The 17,536-nt window shown below is 64.4% G+C and carries 18 protein-coding genes; 7 read left to right on the top strand and 11 right to left on the bottom strand.

The window, feature by feature from the left end; all coding sequences use genetic code 11:
- Positions 1-465, top strand: a 465-nt coding sequence (locus tag LPW39_RS17845) for an IS3 family transposase (protein ID WP_230778302.1), incomplete at its 5' end; no start/stop codon positions are given.
- Between the two features lie 96 nt (positions 466-561).
- Here LPW39_RS17845 and LPW39_RS17840 read toward each other — a convergent pair.
- Together LPW39_RS17840 and LPW39_RS17835 are read right to left on the bottom strand one after the other, a co-directional pair.
- A complete protein-coding gene (locus tag LPW39_RS17840) occupies positions 562-1,311 on the bottom strand; it encodes a 2OG-Fe dioxygenase family protein (RefSeq protein ID WP_230778300.1) in 750 nt (249 codons plus the stop codon).
- Between the two features lie 159 nt (positions 1,312-1,470).
- Entirely contained in the window at positions 1,471-1,908 is a 438-nt protein-coding gene (locus tag LPW39_RS17835) for a universal stress protein (RefSeq protein ID WP_133857239.1), read from the bottom strand.
- Positions 1,909-2,105: 197 nt separating this feature from the next.
- On the opposite strand from LPW39_RS17835, the gene LPW39_RS17830 reads away from it, so the two are divergent.
- A complete protein-coding gene (locus LPW39_RS17830; RefSeq protein WP_230778298.1) occupies positions 2,106-3,068 on the top strand; it encodes an aldo/keto reductase in 963 nt (320 codons plus the stop codon).
- Positions 3,069-3,087: 19 nt separating this feature from the next.
- Here the strand turns inward: LPW39_RS17830 and LPW39_RS17825 are convergent, their stop codons facing one another.
- Positions 3,088-3,861 (bottom strand): SIR2 family NAD-dependent protein deacylase, encoded by a 774-nt coding sequence (locus LPW39_RS17825; RefSeq protein WP_230778296.1) that lies wholly within the window; start codon positions 3,859-3,861, stop codon positions 3,088-3,090.
- Between the two features lie 185 nt (positions 3,862-4,046).
- Here LPW39_RS17825 and LPW39_RS17820 point away from each other — a divergent pair, with 185 nt between their 5' ends.
- The 3 genes from LPW39_RS17820 to LPW39_RS17810 all read left to right on the top strand — a co-directional run bounded on the left by LPW39_RS17820 (position 4,047) and on the right by LPW39_RS17810 (position 5,456).
- On the top strand, positions 4,047-4,505 hold the full coding sequence (locus LPW39_RS17820; RefSeq protein WP_230778293.1) for a VOC family protein: 459 nt from the start codon (positions 4,047-4,049) through the stop codon (positions 4,503-4,505).
- A gap of 51 nt (positions 4,506-4,556) precedes the next feature.
- A complete protein-coding gene (locus tag LPW39_RS17815) occupies positions 4,557-5,024 on the top strand; it encodes an SRPBCC family protein (RefSeq protein WP_230778290.1) in 468 nt (155 codons plus the stop codon).
- A gap of 69 nt (positions 5,025-5,093) precedes the next feature.
- Positions 5,094-5,456, top strand: a complete 363-nt coding sequence (locus LPW39_RS17810) for a DUF1428 domain-containing protein (protein ID WP_230778288.1) — start codon at positions 5,094-5,096, stop codon at positions 5,454-5,456.
- A gap of 34 nt (positions 5,457-5,490) precedes the next feature.
- Here the strand turns inward: LPW39_RS17810 and LPW39_RS17805 are convergent, their stop codons facing one another.
- The 3 genes from LPW39_RS17805 to LPW39_RS17795 are packed head-to-tail and all read right to left on the bottom strand — an operon-like array spanning position 5,491 to position 8,373.
- Entirely contained in the window at positions 5,491-6,939 is a 1,449-nt protein-coding gene (locus tag LPW39_RS17805) for a sensor histidine kinase (RefSeq protein ID WP_230778285.1), read from the bottom strand.
- A 21-nt stretch (positions 6,940-6,960) separates the two neighbouring features.
- Complete coding sequence (locus LPW39_RS17800) at positions 6,961-7,626, bottom strand: response regulator transcription factor (protein ID WP_230778282.1); 666 nt, start codon at positions 7,624-7,626, stop codon at positions 6,961-6,963.
- 6 nt (positions 7,627-7,632) lie between these two features.
- Positions 7,633-8,373, bottom strand: coding sequence for a PepSY domain-containing protein (locus LPW39_RS17795; RefSeq protein ID WP_230778279.1), 741 nt, complete (start codon positions 8,371-8,373; stop codon positions 7,633-7,635).
- Positions 8,374-8,514: 141 nt separating this feature from the next.
- On the opposite strand from LPW39_RS17795, the gene LPW39_RS17790 reads away from it, so the two are divergent.
- Positions 8,515-9,165: a PepSY domain-containing protein gene (locus LPW39_RS17790; protein WP_230778276.1), complete on the top strand. Its 651-nt coding sequence runs from the start codon at positions 8,515-8,517 to the stop codon at positions 9,163-9,165.
- 93 nt (positions 9,166-9,258) lie between these two features.
- On the opposite strand, the gene rlmB is transcribed toward LPW39_RS17790, so the two are convergent.
- Positions 9,259-10,020: a 23S rRNA (guanosine(2251)-2'-O)-methyltransferase RlmB gene (gene rlmB / locus LPW39_RS17785; RefSeq protein WP_116925577.1), complete on the bottom strand. Its 762-nt coding sequence runs from the start codon at positions 10,018-10,020 to the stop codon at positions 9,259-9,261.
- Positions 10,021-10,131: 111 nt separating this feature from the next.
- Here rlmB and LPW39_RS17780 point away from each other — a divergent pair, with 111 nt between their 5' ends.
- On the top strand, positions 10,132-11,556 hold the full coding sequence (locus LPW39_RS17780; RefSeq protein WP_230778274.1) for a glycerate kinase type-2 family protein: 1,425 nt from the start codon (positions 10,132-10,134) through the stop codon (positions 11,554-11,556).
- A 24-nt stretch (positions 11,557-11,580) separates the two neighbouring features.
- On the opposite strand, the gene LPW39_RS17775 is transcribed toward LPW39_RS17780, so the two are convergent.
- The 4 genes from LPW39_RS17775 to LPW39_RS17760 all read right to left on the bottom strand — a co-directional run bounded on the left by LPW39_RS17775 (position 11,581) and on the right by LPW39_RS17760 (position 17,530).
- Positions 11,581-12,309, bottom strand: a complete 729-nt coding sequence (locus LPW39_RS17775; RefSeq protein WP_230778272.1) for a DUF3011 domain-containing protein — start codon at positions 12,307-12,309, stop codon at positions 11,581-11,583.
- A 133-nt stretch (positions 12,310-12,442) separates the two neighbouring features.
- The gene (locus LPW39_RS17770; protein WP_133857252.1) at positions 12,443-13,861 is read right to left on the bottom strand and encodes a short-chain fatty acid transporter; all 1,419 of its coding nucleotides are present in this window, start codon (positions 13,859-13,861) and stop codon (positions 12,443-12,445) included.
- 195 nt (positions 13,862-14,056) lie between these two features.
- Positions 14,057-16,681 (bottom strand): alanine--tRNA ligase, encoded by a 2,625-nt coding sequence (gene alaS, locus LPW39_RS17765; RefSeq protein ID WP_230778270.1) that lies wholly within the window; start codon positions 16,679-16,681, stop codon positions 14,057-14,059.
- Between the two features lie 141 nt (positions 16,682-16,822).
- Complete coding sequence (locus LPW39_RS17760) at positions 16,823-17,530, bottom strand: hypothetical protein (RefSeq protein WP_230778268.1); 708 nt, start codon at positions 17,528-17,530, stop codon at positions 16,823-16,825.
- Between the last annotated feature and the right edge of the window lie 6 nt (positions 17,531-17,536).

Raw genomic sequence — 17,536 nt, 5'->3', positions numbered from 1 at the left:
TCGTCCTTGGCATATTCGCCTCCTAAACGCATCATGTCATTCGATGTGTCCGGAAAACCGGGGGAAGCCCAGATAGTGGCCTACGAGATGCAGCCGCGCCCGCTCTTCCCGCTGGTGGGCAATATGCTCAAGAAGGCGATGGCGAGGCTTGCCGACAAACAGGCCCCGCTGCTGCACTCGGACCAGGGCTGGCAGTACCATATGCGGGCCTACCAGCAGCAGCTAGCCGAACGTGGCCTGACCCAAAGCATGTCTCGAAGAGGTAACTGCTTGGACAACGCTGCAATGGAGAGCTTCTTTGGAACACTCAAGTCAGAGTTCTTCAGGCTGAACAAGTTTGAGAGCATCGAGCAACTGCGCAAAGGACTGCATGACTACATTCACTACTACAACCACCACCGGCTCAAGCTCAAACTAAAAGGCCTGAGTCCGGTGGAGTACCGAACTCAGGCCTTGAGCCTCTAACATTTAACTGTCCAACTTCTTGGGGTCAGTTCACGCAGGTGCCCTTTTTTATGACCAGGCCAACGGGCTAATGGAGATCAATGGTGATGCCAGCGCTCAGGCGCCGTCGCCCTGGAAAGCCTCACGGCGCAGGGTCACCACCAGCGTATCGCGGTGGCCTGGTTCCTCAGCCAGTGGCTGTATGGGCGTGCTCTCATGGATCATGCGGGCATCGTCGAGCAGCATCAGCGACCAGGGCTCGGTCAGGGTAAAGCGCAGGCCTTGCGGGCCCTGGGCATCGAACACGCGGGTCTCCCCGCCCTTGATGCCTTCGCGCGCCACCAGAAATACCGCCACCAGGTCCACGCCATCGCGGTGTGCGCCTTCGGGTGTGGGCCGGCCAATCCCTTCGGCGGTGTCGATGCGGAACTGATGCGTCTCCGTGTACCAGGGCGCATGTTCAGCGCTGGGGAACAGCGCCTGCGCCGTGTGCCCCAGTGCAAGCAGGATCTGGCTCCAGGCCGGCAGCGCCTGGGTGCTGGCAGCCACGGGCTCAAACCAGCGCTGCATGCCGCCATGCAAGGCGTTGTATTCCACCGGCTGCCAGTGGGCGCGGTGGGGCACCGCCTGCACCTGGTCGTCCTGCACCACATAGCAGGAATGGCGGCGCTTGCGGTAGCGGCCGCCGTCTTTCAGATAGGCATCGTGGGGCATGGCCTCCCAGTGGCTGCTGAGTGCTACCAGCGCATCGGGTGGGCAGGCAGCCCACTGCGCCACGGCTGCCGGGCTGAGCACCGCGTAGCCATAGGCGCGCAAGGTGCCGTCCACTTGGTCGGCATCACAGTAAGGAGGAGGAAAAGACTGCATGTAAAACTCCGTCAAGCGGGCGAGCTTACGGCGGTCATAAAAGCATTGCGCGCTATACAAGTTTGGGCAGCGCCGCAGCGCTGCCCTCTGGCACTTCATCACACAGGAATGAAGGCCCTGTTCGCGCCACACCCTGCGCTGGGGCGGCGCGTTGGCTGCTTACTGGCGGACGACCAAAACGGGTATCTGGCTGTCGCTCAGCACGCGTTGGGTCACGCTGCCCAGTACCAGCTTTTCCAGGCCCTTGCGGCCATGCGATCCCATGACGATCAGGTCCGCACCGGTGGTTTTGACGGCTTCCATCACGCCATCGTGCACGGAGTGGCCTTCGCCCATGACGGTGTCGACGGGGATGCCGGCTTGCTCCATCGCGGATTTGACGGCGTCCAGCGCAGTGTGCGCATCGGCCGTGGCCGCCGACAGGTACTGTGCCTGGCCGTAGGCAAAATCGGCGCCCACGCCGGTGAAGGGGTAGGGATCAATCACATAGACCGCAGTGACCTGGCTGCCAAAGGCCTTCGCAAGACCGGCGGCTTTGTTGACTGCGAGCATGGAGGTGGCAGACCCATCGACCGGCACCAGAATATGTTTGAACATAGTGTCACTCCTTTTAGTTGTTCCATGCATAACTTACTCTAAAACGCATGCCCCGGCAAACGGACGCGCACCGGTTGCGCGGCAGCGCCCTGCGGTGGTTGCGCAGGGTTTGCGCTGCATCAAAGGGTGGCTGGGCCCGCTGCCTGCGCCGCATAATGTCTGCTCCGCCCTGCTGGGCACCTACGCCTCTTGAAACCATGACAACACCGCTGCGCCCTCTCGGTCGATCCCCCCTGCAGGTCTCTTCTCTGTGCCTGGGTGGCAATGTATTTGGCTGGACGGCCGACGAGACTACCAGTTTCAGGCTGCTGGACGCCTGGCTGGATGCCGGCATGAACTTTGTCGATACCGCTGACGTGTACTCGCGCTGGGCGCCAGGCCACAGCGGTGGCGAGTCCGAACGCGTGCTGGGCAAATGGCTGCGCAGCTCGGGAAAACGCGCGCAAGTGGTGCTGGCGACCAAGGTCGGCAAGGACATGGGCGATGGCAAGGTCGGCCTGCGCCCGGAGTACATTCGCCAGGCGGTCGATGCCTCACTGCAGCGCCTGCAGACCGACTACATCGACCTCTACCAATCGCATGACGACGACGCGCAGGTGCCGCTGGCCGATGTGATGGGCACCTTTGGCGAGCTGATCGCCGAAGGCAAGGTGCGGGCGGTAGGTGCCAGCAACTACAGCGCTGCACGGCTGGCAGCGGCGCTGCAGACCAGCGAACAGCATGGTCTGGCCCGCTATGAGAGTCTGCAGCCGCTCTACAACCTCTACGACCGTGCCGTGTTCGAGAAAGAGCTGCAGCCGCTGTGCGTTGCGCATGGCGTAGGCGTCATCAATTTCTACAGCCTGGCCGCCGGCTTTTTGACCGGCAAATACCGCAAGGCCGAAGATGCCAGCAAAAGCCCGCGCGGCGCCAAGACCACCCAGCTCTACCTCAACGACCGGGGTCTGCGCATTCTGGCCGCGCTGGAACAGGTCAGCGCCCGTGTCGCTGCACCGATGGGCGAAGTGGCTGTGGCCTGGGTCATGCGCCAGCCGGCCATTGCATCGCCGATTGCCAGTGCCAGCAACCTGGAGCAGTTGCAGTCGCTGATCCGCGCCAGCCAGTTGCAGCTGGATGCCGATGCCATGGCCACGCTCAACGCCGCCAGCGCCGAGGCTTGACGCCCCTGGGCTAGACAGGCTAGGCCAGCAGAGCCGGCAATATCTGCGCCGAAGGCAGGCGCCAGCACTGGTCAGCCACGCTGTCCAGTTCGGTGGGCTCTGGGTTGATGACCACCACATGGGCGCCACCGCGGGCCGCAATATGGGCCAGGCCCGCCGCTGGGTAGACATGGCCTGAAGTGCCAATCACCAGCATCAGGTCACAGCCCTTGGCCGCATCTTGCGCCTGCTGCAGCTCGGCCAGTGGCAGCGCCTCCCCAAACCAGACCACGCCAGGGCGCAGGTAGTTGCCGCAACCAGGGCACTGCGGCGGCGCATCGCCTTCGGTGAAACGGGCATCGCAACAGGCCTTGGGCGGCAGCAGCCAGCGGTTGTCCATCAGGTTGCCGTGCAGGCACAGCACCGGCCTGCTGCCGGCACGTTGGTGCAGGCCATCCACATTCTGTGTGACCAGGGTCATCCGATCAGGATGGCGCGCCTGCCATTGGGCCAGCGCCACATGGCCGGCATTGGGCATCACCCGGCCGATGAGATCACGGCGGTACTGGTACCAGTCCCAGACCCGCTGCGGATGGGCCAGAAAACCCGCCTCGCTGGCCATCTCCTCCGGGCTGAACTGGGCCCAGTAGCCCGTCTGCGCATCCCGGAATGTCGGCACACCTGATTCGGCACTGGCGCCCGCCCCCGTCAACACCAGCACATGCCGCGCGTTTTGCAAGCGCTGTCGCAGGCTGGCAATTTCTGTATCTGCAATCGGCAGGGCCGCGGATGTATTGAGGGGATCACGAGACATATACAAAGCGTTGAGAGGCAGGCGATCAGCATAAAGCAAGCCGTGAGCACAGCCGCAACAGTCCAGCATCGCAGCGCTTGGCACCGCCCAGCATGCTTACATTCAGAAACGGTCATCACGATTTGGAGATGGACACGATCAGCGGGCCAAGCCCAGAATGGCTGAACCACGACCAGGAGACGCAGATGCAATTCATCCCCTATCTGAACTTTGATGGCCATTGCGCCGAAGCCATGGCCTTTTACGCCAAGCTGTTTGGCGGCCAGATCATGCACCAGATGCGCTTTAGCGACATGCCGCCCAGCGAAGGCATGCCGCCGCTCCCGCCCGAGGCGCAATCCCGCCTCATGCACGCCCACCTGCAAGTGGGCAGCCAGGCCATCATGGCCTCGGACACGATGCCTGCCATGCCCGGCGCCAGCGCCGAGACCTGTGGTGGCGGCTATGTGAAACCCCAGGGCATGTGGGTTTCCATCGGTGTCAATTCCGCAGCCGATGGCGAGCGCATCTTCAAGGGTCTGGCTGACGGTGGCCAGGTCGCCATGCCCTTCTCCGCCACCTTCTGGTCGCCCGGCTTTGGCATGGTGACCGACCGATTTGGCACACCCTGGATGGTGAACGTCCAAACGCAGCCCGCTGCCTAACGCCTCTCCCATCCCACTGCCAGACCTGCAAAACGCACCAAGCCATCCACCATGTCCGTACAACCCCATCTCCATGATCTGGTGCTCAGCCGCCTGATCAACGCCCCCGCCGCCGCCCTCTACCGCTGCTGGACCGAGCCTGCACTGCTCAGCCAATGGTTTGTACCCAAACCCTGGACGATTGCCAGCGCCGACATTGATGTGCGCGTGGGCGGCGGCAGCCAGATCGTCATGTGCGACCCGCAAGGCAACGAATACCCCAATGCCGGCGTGTACCTGGAGGTGGTGCCTGACCGCAGGCTGGTCTTTACCGATGCCTACACCGCTGGCTGGGTGCCCAGTGTCAAACCCTTCATGACGGGCATCATCGAGTTTGAGCCCGATGGCGTCCAGACCCGTTACACCGCCACCGTGCGCCACTGGAGCGAGGAGAGCCGCAAGCAGCACGAGGCCATGGGCTTTCACACTGGTTGGGGCCTGGCCACTGACCAGCTGGTGGCCCTGGCTGCCACGCTGTAGCCACGGCCTGATCGCTGCCAGGTAGCACCTGCAGATAAAACGGCGCCGTTGAGCGCCCAGGAGACCCCCATGCCCTATGTCGATGGATTTGTATTACCCGTCCCCCGCGCTAATCTTGAGGCCTACCGCGCCATGGCTGAGGCGGCCGGCAAGGTCTGGATGGAGCATGGCGCGCTGCAGTACTGGGAATGCGTGGGCGACGATGTGCCCGACGGCGAAGTCACCTCGTTCCCGATGGCCGTCAAGCTGAAGCCTGACGAGGTGGCCTGCTTCTCCTGGATCGTCTACACCTCACGCGCCGAGCGCGACCGCATCAATGCCGCCGTCATGGCCGACCCACGCCTGGCGGACATGCAACCGGCCAACATGCCTTTTGATGGCAAGCGCATGATCTTTGGCGGCTTTACGCCGGTCGTGCAGCTGGGGACCTGATAGGCCCCGGCCAGGCCAGGCCGGGCTGGGCACATCAGCCCAACAGCCCGGCCATCTCGACCCGCACCAGCAGCCCTTTCAAAGCCTCACTCTTGCGCAGCTGCAGCTGGCCGTCGTAACCTTGCACGATGTGCTGCGCAATCGACAGGCCCAGGCCCGTGCCAGCAACCGTCTCATCAAAACGCTGACCGCGCGCGCCGGCCGCCTGCATTTGCTCGGCGGTCATGCCCGGGCCATCGTCCTCCACCCGCAGCACCAAGCCCTGTGTGGCGCTGCCCTGCAGTGTCAAGCGCACTTGCGAGGCAGCCCATTTACCCGCGTTGTCCAGCAGATTGCCCAGCAGCTCCTCCAGATCGGCGCGCTCCCCCCGCCACCACAAGGCGCTGCCCTCTTCCACCAATTGCCAGTCCAGATCGCTGGCCTGGTGCAGCTGTCGCAGCATCGCCAGCATCTGCAGTGCGCAGGCCCGCACATCGATGGGCAGGCCGGCGCTTGCGCCATGTACCAAGGTTGCATCGCTGAAAGTGCGGGCCTGGTAGCGGTCAATCAGGCGTGCCATCGCCGTGGTCTGCTGCAGCACCAGATCCGCCGGCACTGCTGCGCCGCTGCCGGCATGGGCCATCAGCAGCGACAGCGGTTTTTTCAGCGCATGGTTCAGGTCGGCCGCGTGCGAGCGTGAGCGTTCCACCACCTGGGTGTTGCGTGCCAACAAGGCGGCCAACTCCTGCTGCAAGGGCTGCAGATCGGCGCCCAGTGGCAGTTGGGCGATCTGTTCGGTAGCCGGTGCCGCACCTGGCAGCGGCTTGCCCAAGCCGGCGATTACATCGACGAGGCGCTTGAGCGGGGCCAGGCCCACGCGCAGTTGCAGCCAGACCAGCGCGCCAATCAGCAAAAGCAGCACGGCGCCGGTGATCCCAAGAATCTGGTCGATGCGGCGCAGGCTGGCGAGCAAGGGCTGTGCCGGGCCAAAGACCTGCAAGTACATCGGCGCAGCGCCAGCCGCCAGCTGCACCGCAAAATGCTGCACGATCAGCGGCTCCTGCTGCGGGCCCAGCGATGTCTGCAGCTGCTCGCTGCCCCAAAGCCCGCCCCGGTGCGCCAGCAGATCAGGCTGGTCCCACAGCGATCGCGAACGGGCCAGCACTACGGGAGCAGCCGCCGTGCGCAATTGCGCAGGCGCCTGGCCCTGCAGCTGCCAGTACCAGCCCGAGAAAATGGCACTGAACTCGTCACTGCCGCCCGCTGCCTCCTGCACCTTGCCATCCGGCAGCAGAGCCAGGCGGGCGTTGATGCGCTCGGATTTTTCTTCCAAGGTGCGCGACATGCTGCCCAGCAGGCTGGCATGCACCTCGTAGCGCAGCCACCAACCGCCCAGCACCATCACCAGCAAGCTGGGCACGATCACCAGGACGGCCATGCGCGCAGCCAGCGACCAGCGCCGCGCAGGCGAGCGCTGAGAGACAGGGCTGAGGGGCAAAAGCATGGCGCTGGGTATCTGGCGCGGCTAGCTGGGCGCGTTCAGGCGAAAGCCCTGGCCGCGCTCGGTCACCAGCAGATCGGACTGGCGCAACTTGCGCCGTATACGGCCGATCAGCACATCGATGGTGTTGGAGTCCGGGTCCAGATCGCGGGCGTAGACATGCTCGCTGATCTCGGTGCGCGTCAGCACCCGGTTGGGGTGGTGCATCAGATAGGCCAGAATCTTGTGCTCCTGGGCCGTGAGCTGCAGACTCAGGCCCTCCTGTGAAAACCGGCCTGCCGTCACGTCGTACTCCAGGCGCCCCGCGCGCAGCACCGTGGCAGCACTGCCAGCGGTGCGGCGCAGCATGGCCCGCAGGCGCAGCACCACTTCATCCAGCATAAAGGGCTTGGTCAGGTAGTCGTCGGCACCCGCCCCAAAACCTGCCACTTTGTCGCTCCAGCGGTTACGGGCGGTCAATATCAATACTGGCCATTGGCAGCCAGCTTCGCGCCAGTCGCGCAATACCGTGAGCCCATCGCGCTGGGGCAGGCCCAGGTCCAGCACGGCCGCGTCGTATTGCTCGGTGCTGCCGGCAAAGGATGCGGCATCGCCATCGGCCTCCACATCGACCGAAAAACCGGCACGCACCAGCGCCTGCTCCATCTGCGCTGCCAGCTCGGCATCGTCTTCGACCACCAAAATTCGCATCGGCGCTCAATCCTCCATTTTTTGTTGGAGTACCTGCAGGCTGCGCGCATCCACCTTGAGTTTCAAGGTGTTGCCGTTGCCCTGCAGCAACTCAATGTCGTAATAAGAGCCCTGGCTTTCGTCATGCTCCAGCTCCACCTCCAGCACCTGGCCGGAGAAACGCGGCGCCAGCGCCTGCAGAACCTCGTCCACCCGCTTGAGCGGCGCCGGATTGCGGGCCTTGGCCTGTGCCGATGGCAGCACCTGGCCAGTCGCGGCATCCATCACCAGCTTGCGGTAGCCCAGCTGGTCCGCGCTGAGCTTGATTTCATAGACGCCCCGGCCCTGGCTGTCGCGCTCGAACTCCACATCGGTGATGCGGCTGGTGTGCTGCTGGGCCAGCTTGGCCAGGTACTGGGCCAGCTCCAGCATGCCCAGCGCCTGCGAGCGGTCCTTGGCCACGCGCTGCACGGTCTGGCCGCTGGCCGCATCGATCAGCAGCTCTTGCTTGAGGCCCTGGTTGTCCACCAGCTTGACCTCGTAGCGCAGTTCGCCCTGGGGGCCGCGCTTGGTCTCGACATCCACCACGCGGCCAGCCTGGCTGGCGGCAATGTCGTTCAGGATGGCCGACAAGGGCTTGTATTGGCCAGTGGCTACCGCCGCACGCACGGCATCGTGCTCGGCTGCCTGGCTGGCGCCGCCCAGCAGCAAGCCGCCGGCCAGCGACCAGGCAGCGATGCGAGAAAAGCGGGGTTGAATTTGCGCCATGGCTGGCATTATGACAAGCGCGATTAAACAGACCATGAACGGGCGCTTCACACTGCGTTTAGAGCAGTTTTTCAATACTTCAGTCCATGACGAATCAGCCACCTGCTGGTTTGCATGCCACAACATTGAAGGGATTGAATTATGAAGAAGACCACCATCGCCTGGATCCTGGGTGCCGCCAGCGTCGCTGCCAGCCTGCCATTTGCCGCCCAGGCCTACAACGCCCAGGAAGTGCTCAACAGCATCACCGCCAGCGGCCTGGTTGCCCCGCAAGACCTGGAAAAGCAATACGGTTACTGGACCGCCAAGGCCACCCAGCAAGACGGCAACCGCGCCTATGTGCTGGTGAGCGATGCCGACGGCAGCCTGCTGGCCATTCGCAAGGCCGAGCTGGGCACCACCTACCCGGGCGCCAGCCAGGTTGCTGCCAAGCTGCAGGCCCTGGGTTACGGCCAGATCAAGGAAGTGGAGTTTGACGACGGCTTCTGGGAAGCCAAGGTGCGCGGCGCCAATGGCATCAAGCAAAAGCTGGTGCTGCACCCAGTGAGCCTGGATGTGCTGTCGCAGCCCGGCCTGCCGGCCCCCAACCCCGGCGCTGGTGCAGGCAGCGCCATTTTGAGCGCAGCGCAAATCCACCAGTTGCTGACGCAGGCGGGTTACACCCATATCCATGACCTGGAACTCGACGACGGTATCTGGGAAGCCGATGCGATCAACGCCCAGGGCTTCCGCGTGGACCTGCGTATCCACCCCGAAACCGGTGTGGTGCTGCGTGAAAAGCTGGACGACTAAGCTGCCCCCACAAAAGCAAAAGGCTGAGCCCGATGGGGTTCAGCCTTTTTTTATGGCGCAGCGCCTGGGACGCTGGCCAGTGGGAAAGGGTTATTAACCGGCCTTGGCAGGCGTGCGCTGGCGCAGCGCTTCATACAGGCAGACGCCGCTGGCCACCGACACGTTGAGGCTGGAGACGGCCCCCATCATCGGGATACCGATCAGCTCATCGCAGGTCTTGCGGGTGAGCTGGCGCATGCCATCGCCTTCGGCGCCCAGCACCAGGGCCACGGGGCCCTTCAGGTCCACCTGGTACAAGGTGTTGGGGGCGTCATCGCTGGTGCCAATGATCCAGACATTGCGTTCCTTGAGCTCCTTCAAGGTGCGCGCCAGGTTGGTCACCATGAAGTAAGGCACCGTCTCGGCCGCGCCACTGGCCACCTTGGCCACCGTGGCATTGATGCCTACAGCATGGTCCTTGGGCGCAATCACCGCATGGGCGCCGGCACCATCGGCCACGCGCAGGCAGGCACCCAGATTGTGCGGATCGGTCACGCCGTCCAGCACCAGCAACAGCGGCGATGTGACGCCAGCCTCTTCCAGGTCGTCGAGCAGCTCATCCAGGGTGCGGGTGTCCTTGATCTCTTCAACGCGTGCAGCCACACCCTGGTGGCCGTGCGAGCCTGCCAGCTTGGCGATGCGTGGTGCATCCGCTTCGATCAGCCGCACCCCCGCCTCTTTGGCGCGCTCAAGGAACTGGCGCATGCGCGCATCGCGGCGCGTGGACTCGAAATAGACTTCGATGATCGATTTGGGCGCAGTCTTCATGCGCACACCAACGGCATGGAAGCCGAACAACACTTTGGGGGATGACATAGGGCAGCATTATCGCTGCTTGCCCATACCCCGGGGGCACAGCGACAATCCTGCGCAAGGGCGACCAGCCGCGCCTTCGCAAAACGGCTCACTCAGCGACGCTCCCAGCCCATGACCTCTACCCCCTCCGCAGCCTTTGCGGCCCACCTGATCGATGTGCATGGCAGCGCTGATGCCCAGCCGGTGCCCGAGCCCCATCTGCAGCCCTTGCAGTTTCTGCAGCACCTGTACCGGGTCGCCGTGCGCGATGCGCTGCCATTGGAAGGCCTGCGCAAGCACCTGCCAGCGGTGCCCAAAGGCCGCACTCTGGTGATTGGCGCGGGCAAGGCCGGCGCGGCAATGGCGCAGGCCATGGAACAGCTCTGGCCCCTGGAGGCGCCGCTGTCCGGCCTGGTCGTCACCCGCTATGGGCATATTCCGCCGCGCCCGCCGGGCCTGGCCCGGCGCATCGAGGTGGTGGAAGCCGCCCACCCCGTGCCCGATGCCGCCGGCCTGCTTGCGGCAGAGCGCATGCTGGCGCTGACCGAGGGGCTGAGCGCCGATGACCTAGTGGTCTGCCTGATCTCGGGCGGCGGCTCCGCGCTGCTGACCCTGCCGGCCGAGGGCCTGAGCCTGGCCGACAAGCAGCGCATCAACCGGGAGCTGCTGGAGAGCGGCGCCCACATTGGCGAGATGAACTGCGTGCGCAAGCACCTCTCACGCATCAAGGGCGGGCGCCTGGGCGCTGCCTGCCACCCGGCGCAGGTGGTCAGCTTGCTGATCAGCGACGTGCCTGGTGATTCGCCCGCCATCATCGCCAGCGGCCCTACGGTGCCCGACCCCAGCAGTTGCGCCGATGCGCTGGCGATTTTGGAGCGCTATGCGATTGCGATACCCGAGCCTGTGCGTGCAGCGCTGCACAGCGGCGCGCTGGAAACCCCCAAGCCCGGCGACCCGCGCTTTGCCGGCCACCAGGTGCAGCTGATCGCCACCCCGCAGCAGTCCTTGCAGGCAGCGGCCGCTGCCGCACGCGATGCCGGCATCGCCTGCCATGTGCTCAGCGACGAGATGGAGGGCGAATCGCGCGAAGTGGCCAAGGTGCATGCGGCGCTGGCCCGCTCTGTGGCACTGCATGCCCAGCCTTTTGCCCGGCCCTGCGTGATTCTGTCTGGCGGTGAGACCACCGTGACGCTGCGCAAACCGGCCGAAGGCGCCGCACGCGGCCGGGGCGGCCGTGCGGGCGAGTTCTGCCTGGGCCTGGCCCAGGCGCTGCAGGCCATGCCCGGTGTATGGGCGCTGGCCGCTGATACCGATGGCATTGATGGGGTGGAAGACAATGCCGGCGCGGTGGTGACGCCGGACACGCTGGCACGGGCCGCTGCGCTGCAGCTCAAGCCCGCCGCCTACCAGGACCGCAATGACAGCTATGGCTTTTTTGGCCCGCTCGGCGATCTGGTGGTGACCGGCCCCACCCACACCAATGTCAATGATTTTCGGGCGCTGCTGGTTCTGCAGCCGATGGATGCCCCCATGAAAAAAGCGGCCAGCTCTGGCTGACCGCTTGCGCGTGGTTGGCCTAGATCAACGGCTGCCAAAACGGCCACGGCAACCACGCGCGACCCAGATGCGGCGGCCACGCTCGTCATAGCCCCAGGTCTCTCCCTCTCGGCAATTGTCACTGGACAGCTGCTCCAGCAGCACGGGGGTACCCCAGCTCACATTCCAATCGCAGCTGTTGTTGCGGCGGTCGTCACTGCTGCAGGTCAACTCTCGGCTTTGGCCATAGCCAGGACTGGGCCGGCCACCACCGTAGCCGCTGCTGATCGCAAAGTCGGCGCGGCAGCCCCGGCTGACCCAGACCGAATCACCACTTTGGCCCCAGCTGCGGCCCTCGTCGCAACGCGCGTCGGAGAGCTGGCGGGCGACCTCGACGCGGGTGCCGCGCGGAATCGCGCATTCACGCATGCGGCCGTCATTGCTTTCGCAGCGCACCAGCTGGTTGCTGCCGCCGCCTCCCCAGCCACCGCCACCTCGGCCGTCGGCAAAGCGGGCGCGGCAGCCGTCGGTCACCCAGACCACACCGCCACCCCGGTGGCCCCAGCTGCGGCCTTCGACGCAGGAGGCGCTCGACAGAGTCTCGCTCACCACCGGATCGCGGAAGGGCGTGCGGCATTCGCGCGTGCGTCCGTCCTGGCTCTCGCAGGTCACTTCACCATCGCGCCCATACTGGGCCTGCGCGGCTGGGGCGATGGCCACCAAAGCCAGTGCCAGTGCGCCTAAGGCGGCGCCGCTCCATGTTGTTTTTGCCATTGCTCTCTCCTCGTTGTCGTCTTCGATGGGGGCCAAGGTTAACCCGAAATCACCGGCGGTTTTGTAAGCCAAGCCAGCAAAAAAGGCGAGCCGCAGCTCGCCTTGGTCATGGCCGGTTGCCACCCAACAATGCTCAGGGCATCACCGGCGGTATATAGGCCAGGGTCTGGCCCAGGAACCACAGCAGGAACAACACCACCGGGATGTGCACCAGTAGCTGCACAAAGGTGAAGCCGATCAGGTCGCGCGCCTTGAGACCCAGCACGCCCAGCAGCGGCAGCATGTAGAAGGGGTTGATCAGATTGGGCAAGGCCTCGGCGGCGTTGTAAATCTGCACGGCCCAGCCCAGGTGGTACTGCAGGTCATTGGCCACCTGCATCACATACGGTGCCTCGATGATCCACTTGCCGCCGCCCGAAGGGATGAAGAAGCCCAGGATGGCCGAGTACACGCCCATCAGCAGCGCATAGGTGTCATGCGTGGCGATCTGGGTGAAGAAGGTCGAGATGTAGTGCGCAATGGTATGGCCATCCACGCCCTTGACCTCGGTCATGATCGCGGCGATCGAGCCGTAGAGCGGGAACTGGATCAGCACACCGGTGGTAGTGGGCACAGCGCGTGCCACCGCATCCAGAAAGCTGCGCGGGCGCCAGTGCAGCAAGGCCCCCACCATCAGAAAAATCAGGTTGTAGGTGTTGAGGCCCGAGATCGCCTGGATGGCCGGCTTGCTGGAGAACTCTTCCACCATCCAGCCGACCGCCAGCAGCACAAGAAAAATGATGAGGATGGGGCTGTGCTCCAGCCATTCACCCGGGCGGGTGGGCTTGGTCACCGGCTGCGCTTCGGCGCTGATGTCGACCTGGCAGGCGGCCGCATCCTTGGCATTGGCAGCGCCAGGGGCCGTCACATAGGCAATCAGCAGCGAGATCAGCACCAGGGCCAGCAGCATCACGCCCGATTGCCAGAGAAAAATCGTCTCGGTGAATGGGATCACACCGGTGATCGCCAGGATGGATGGCGGCAAACTGGCCGGGTTGGCCTGCAGCTGCGCAGCCGACGAAGAAATGCCCAGCGCCCAGACGGCACCCAGGCCCAGGTAAGCTGCAGCACCTGCGGCACGGTAGTCCATTTTCAGATCGGTACGGCGGGCCAGCGCCTTGACCAGCAGGCCACCAAACACCAGACTCAGGCCCCAGTTGAGCAGCGAGGCGACCATCGAGATCAGTGCCACCCAGGCCACGGCGCTGCGGCCATTGCCCGGCACCTTGGCCAACGCCTCAATCAGCCGCGATGCGGGCTTGGAGCTGGCCACGACATAGCCGCCAATCACCACAAAGGCCATCTGCATCGTGAACGGGATCAGGCTCCAAAAACCCTTGCCAAAGGCCTTGCTGGTCTCTTGCACCGGCACACCGATGGCCAGCGCAGCCAGCACCACGATCGCAATACCCACCACCGCAAACACCCAGGAATCGGGAAACCACTTCTCGGCCCAAGCCGCACACCGCATCGCAAACCGCGCCGAACGGCTCTCTTCCAATTGCACCGACATAGTCACCTTTCTGTCTCTCGTTAAATTCAAAGCGCGGCGATCTTCTCACGCGGGCAGGTCAATTTCGTTAAGTGCGACTACGTACCGCCATGCGAAATAGTCAGAGTGGCGAAGGGATGTCTGCCGTGCAGACGCAAAAAAGCCCCCTGCAGGGCAGGAGGCTCATTGGGGAGTGCGAAGCGGCTTGAAGCGCGATCAGACCCGCTCGGCCACCCAGGCCTGAACGCCCGCCAGCGCTTGCGCCAGGCCGGCCGGGTTGGTGCCGCCAGCCATGGCCATGTCTGGCTTGCCGCCGCCCTTTCCGCCCACTTGCTGGGCCACAAAGTTCACCAGCTCACCGGCCTTGACTTTGCCAATGCTGTCCTTGGTCACGCCTGCGGCCAGTTGCACCTTGTCGCCGTCTACAGCCGCCAACACGATGGCAGCGGTGCCCAGCTTGTCCTTGAGCTTGTCCATCGTGTCGCGCAGCGCCTTGGCATCGGCGCCATCCAACGTAGCGGCCAGCACCTTGATGCCCTTGACGTCCACCGCCTGGCCGGCCAGCTCATCGCCCTGGCTCGAAGCCAGCTTGCCCTTGAGCTGCGCCAGCTCCTTCTCCAGCGCCTTGATCTGGTCGAGCGCGCCACCGATGCGGTGGTTCAGCTCGGCCACAGGCGCCTTCAACGTGGCGGCGGCTTCGTCCACCGTCGATTCCAGCGACTGCAGATAGGCCAGCGCGTTCTCGCCGGTCACCGCCTCGATACGGCGCACGCCAGCGGCCACGCCGCCTTCGGCCACGACCTTGAACAGGCCGATATCGCCGGTGCGCTGCACATGGGTGCCGCCGCAGAGTTCACGGCTCGAACCGATGTCCAGCACGCGCACGGTCTCGCCGTACTTTTCGCCAAACAGCATCATCGCGCCGGTCTTTTGGGCGCTCTCGATGTCCATCACGCGCGCGCCGGTTCCAGTGTTCGCCAGGATCTCGGCATTCACGCGCTTTTCGATCTCGCGCTTTTGCGCGTCGGTCACCGGGCTGTTGTGCGCAAAGTCAAAACGGGTGCGTTCTGCGTTGACCAGGCTGCCCTTTTGCTGCACATGGTCGCCCAGCACTTCACGCAGTGCCTTGTGCATGATGTGGGTCACCGAGTGGTTGCGCATGGTGGCGGCGCGCAAGGCGGTATCCACCTCGGCTTGCACCGCATCGCCCACCTTGAGGCTGCCTGCAGCCAGCTGGCCATGGTGGCCGAACACATCGGCCTTGATCCTCAGCGTGTCTTCCACGACAAAGCGGTTTGCACCGGCCGAGATCACACCCTGGTCGCCCACTTGGCCACCCGATTCGGCGTAGAACGGGGTGGTGTCCAGCACCACCACGGCCGTCTGGCCCGCTTCGATCGCGTTGACGCTGCTGCCATCGACATACAGCGCCACAACCTTGGCGGCCTCGCTCAGCTGCGTGTAGCCGGTAAAGGCATTGGCCGCGCCGGTGTACTCGAGCGCGCGGTCCATCTTGAACTTGCCCGCTGCGCGGGCCTGGCTCTTTTGCTGCTCCATCGCGGCATGGAAGCCTGCCTCGTCCACGCTCAGGCCGCGTTCGCGCGCCACGTCGTTGGACAGGTCCAGCGGGAAGCCGTAGGTGTCATGCAGCTTGAAGGCCACATCACCGGGCAGCACCTTGGCGCCACCGGCCAGCGCGCTGTCCAGAATGTCCATGCCGTTGGCCAGGGTCTCGAAGAAGCGCTCTTCCTCGACCTTGAGCACCTCGGTGATGCGCGCTTCCTGCTCGCGGATCTTGGGGTAGGCATCGCCCATCACGGCGGCCAAGTCCTTGACCAGCTTGTGGAAGAACGGGGTCTTCTGGCCCAGCTTGTAGCCGTGGCGGATGGCGCGGCGGATGATGCGGCGCTGCACATAGCCCCGGCCTTCGTTCGACGGGATCACGCCATCGGCCACCAGAAACGCGGTCGCGCGGATGTGGTCGGCGATCACCTTCAGCGACGGGGTTTCCAGATCGTCGATATGGGTCTCGCGTGCAGCGGCCTTGATCAGTGCCTGGAACAGGTCGATCTCGTAGTTGCTGTGCACGTGTTGCAAGATGGCAGCCAGGCGTTCGAGGCCCATGCCGGTATCGACGCAAGGGGCTGGCAGCGGCTTGACCGAGCCGTCTTCGGCCATGTCGAACTGCATGAACACGTTGTTCCAGATTTCGATGAAACGGTCACCGTCTTCATCGGGCGAGCCTGGAGGGCCACCAGCAATGTGCGGGCCGTGGTCGTAGAAGATCTCGGAGCAAGGGCCGCAAGGGCCGGTGTCGGCCATCATCCAGAAGTTGTCGCTCTTGTAGCGGCCACCCTTGTTGTCGCCGATGCGGATCACGCGCTCAGGGGGCAGACCGATTTCCTTGGTCCAGATGTCGTAGGCCTCGTCGTCTTCTTCATAGACGGTGGCCAGCAGCTTGTCAGCAGGCAGCTTGTAGACCTCGGTCAGCAGCTCCCAGGCCCACTTCAGCGATTCGCGCTTGAAGTAATCGCCAAACGACCAGTTGCCCAGCATTTCGAAGAAGGTGTGGTGGCGCGCGGTGTAACCCACGTTTTCCAGGTCGTTGTGCTTGCCGCCAGCGCGCAGGCAGGTCTGCACGCTGGTCGCCCGGGTGTAGGGGCGCTTGTCGGTGCCCAGGAACACATCCTTGAACTGCACCATGCCGGAGTTGGTGAACATCAGCGTGGGATCGTTGCCCGGCACCAGTGGGCTGGACGGAACAATGGTGTGCCCCTTGGACGCGAAAAAGTCCAGAAAGGTCTTGCGGATCTCAGCGACGGAAAAAGTGGGTGTACTCATGGTGTGAAGCGGTGGTGGCGCCTGCCCGGCTTCCCCTGAAGCGGTGCGGGCGCGAATCTTCCATTATAGGGTTTGGGCTGAACTACAGCGCCTGGGCAGCCTGTGCAAGGCGCCCTGACGCGCGATGGGCAGTCAGGCGGTTTACTGGGGCACGGGCAGCGGCGCCGCCTTGCGCTTGCCTTCCAGCTCCTTCATGCGCTTTTCATGCGCTTCCTGCTTGTGCCTGGCAGCCTCCTGCTTGGCGTCGTATTCCTCTTGGGCGGCACTGATGTTGTCAGGGCGCTCTGCGTTCTGGCGCTGCTGCGCGCGCTGCTTGCTGTCGAGCTTGCCGGCCTGGCTGCTGGCGCGGTGGGCGGCATCCTGCTCGCGGCGTTGCTGCTGCTCGGCCATGCTTTCGGCATTGCGCTTGGGCGCGTGGCTGCTGCGCTGGGCCGCCTGCTCGTCATGCTCTTTCTGGCGTTGCTCCAGATCGGGCTGGTTCAAGGCGCCACCGTCCAAGGTGGGGTGCTTGCGCTCAAAATCGTTCTGCTTGGATGCACGAGACGCGCGCTGGCTGGCGGTTTTCTCTTCGCGCTCCTGCGCGTTGATGGCGAGCTCGCGCTGACGCAGCGCGCGCTCTTCGGTGTTGTACTGGCTGCGCACCTTCTGCAGGCAGTCCGTCACCGCAAAGTGCTGGTAGCAGATCTTTTCGTTGTTGGCCAGACGCGCTTCGCTGTCCTTGCGCTCCTGCGAAATCTGGGCACGCGCCTGCGTGCGCTCCTGCGCATTCGAGGTCTTTCCGGAGGCCGCATGGGCCAGGCTGCCGGCAGTCAGCAGCAGCAACAAAGTCAGGGTGTTCAAACGAGGCATGGGGCC

Source organism: Comamonas koreensis (assembly GCF_021026195.1).
Taxonomy (GTDB): Bacteria; Pseudomonadota; Gammaproteobacteria; order Burkholderiales; family Burkholderiaceae_C; genus Comamonas; species Comamonas koreensis.
The sequence above is the reverse complement of the archived record's forward strand: the minus strand, read 5'-3'. Positions and strand labels throughout refer to the sequence as shown.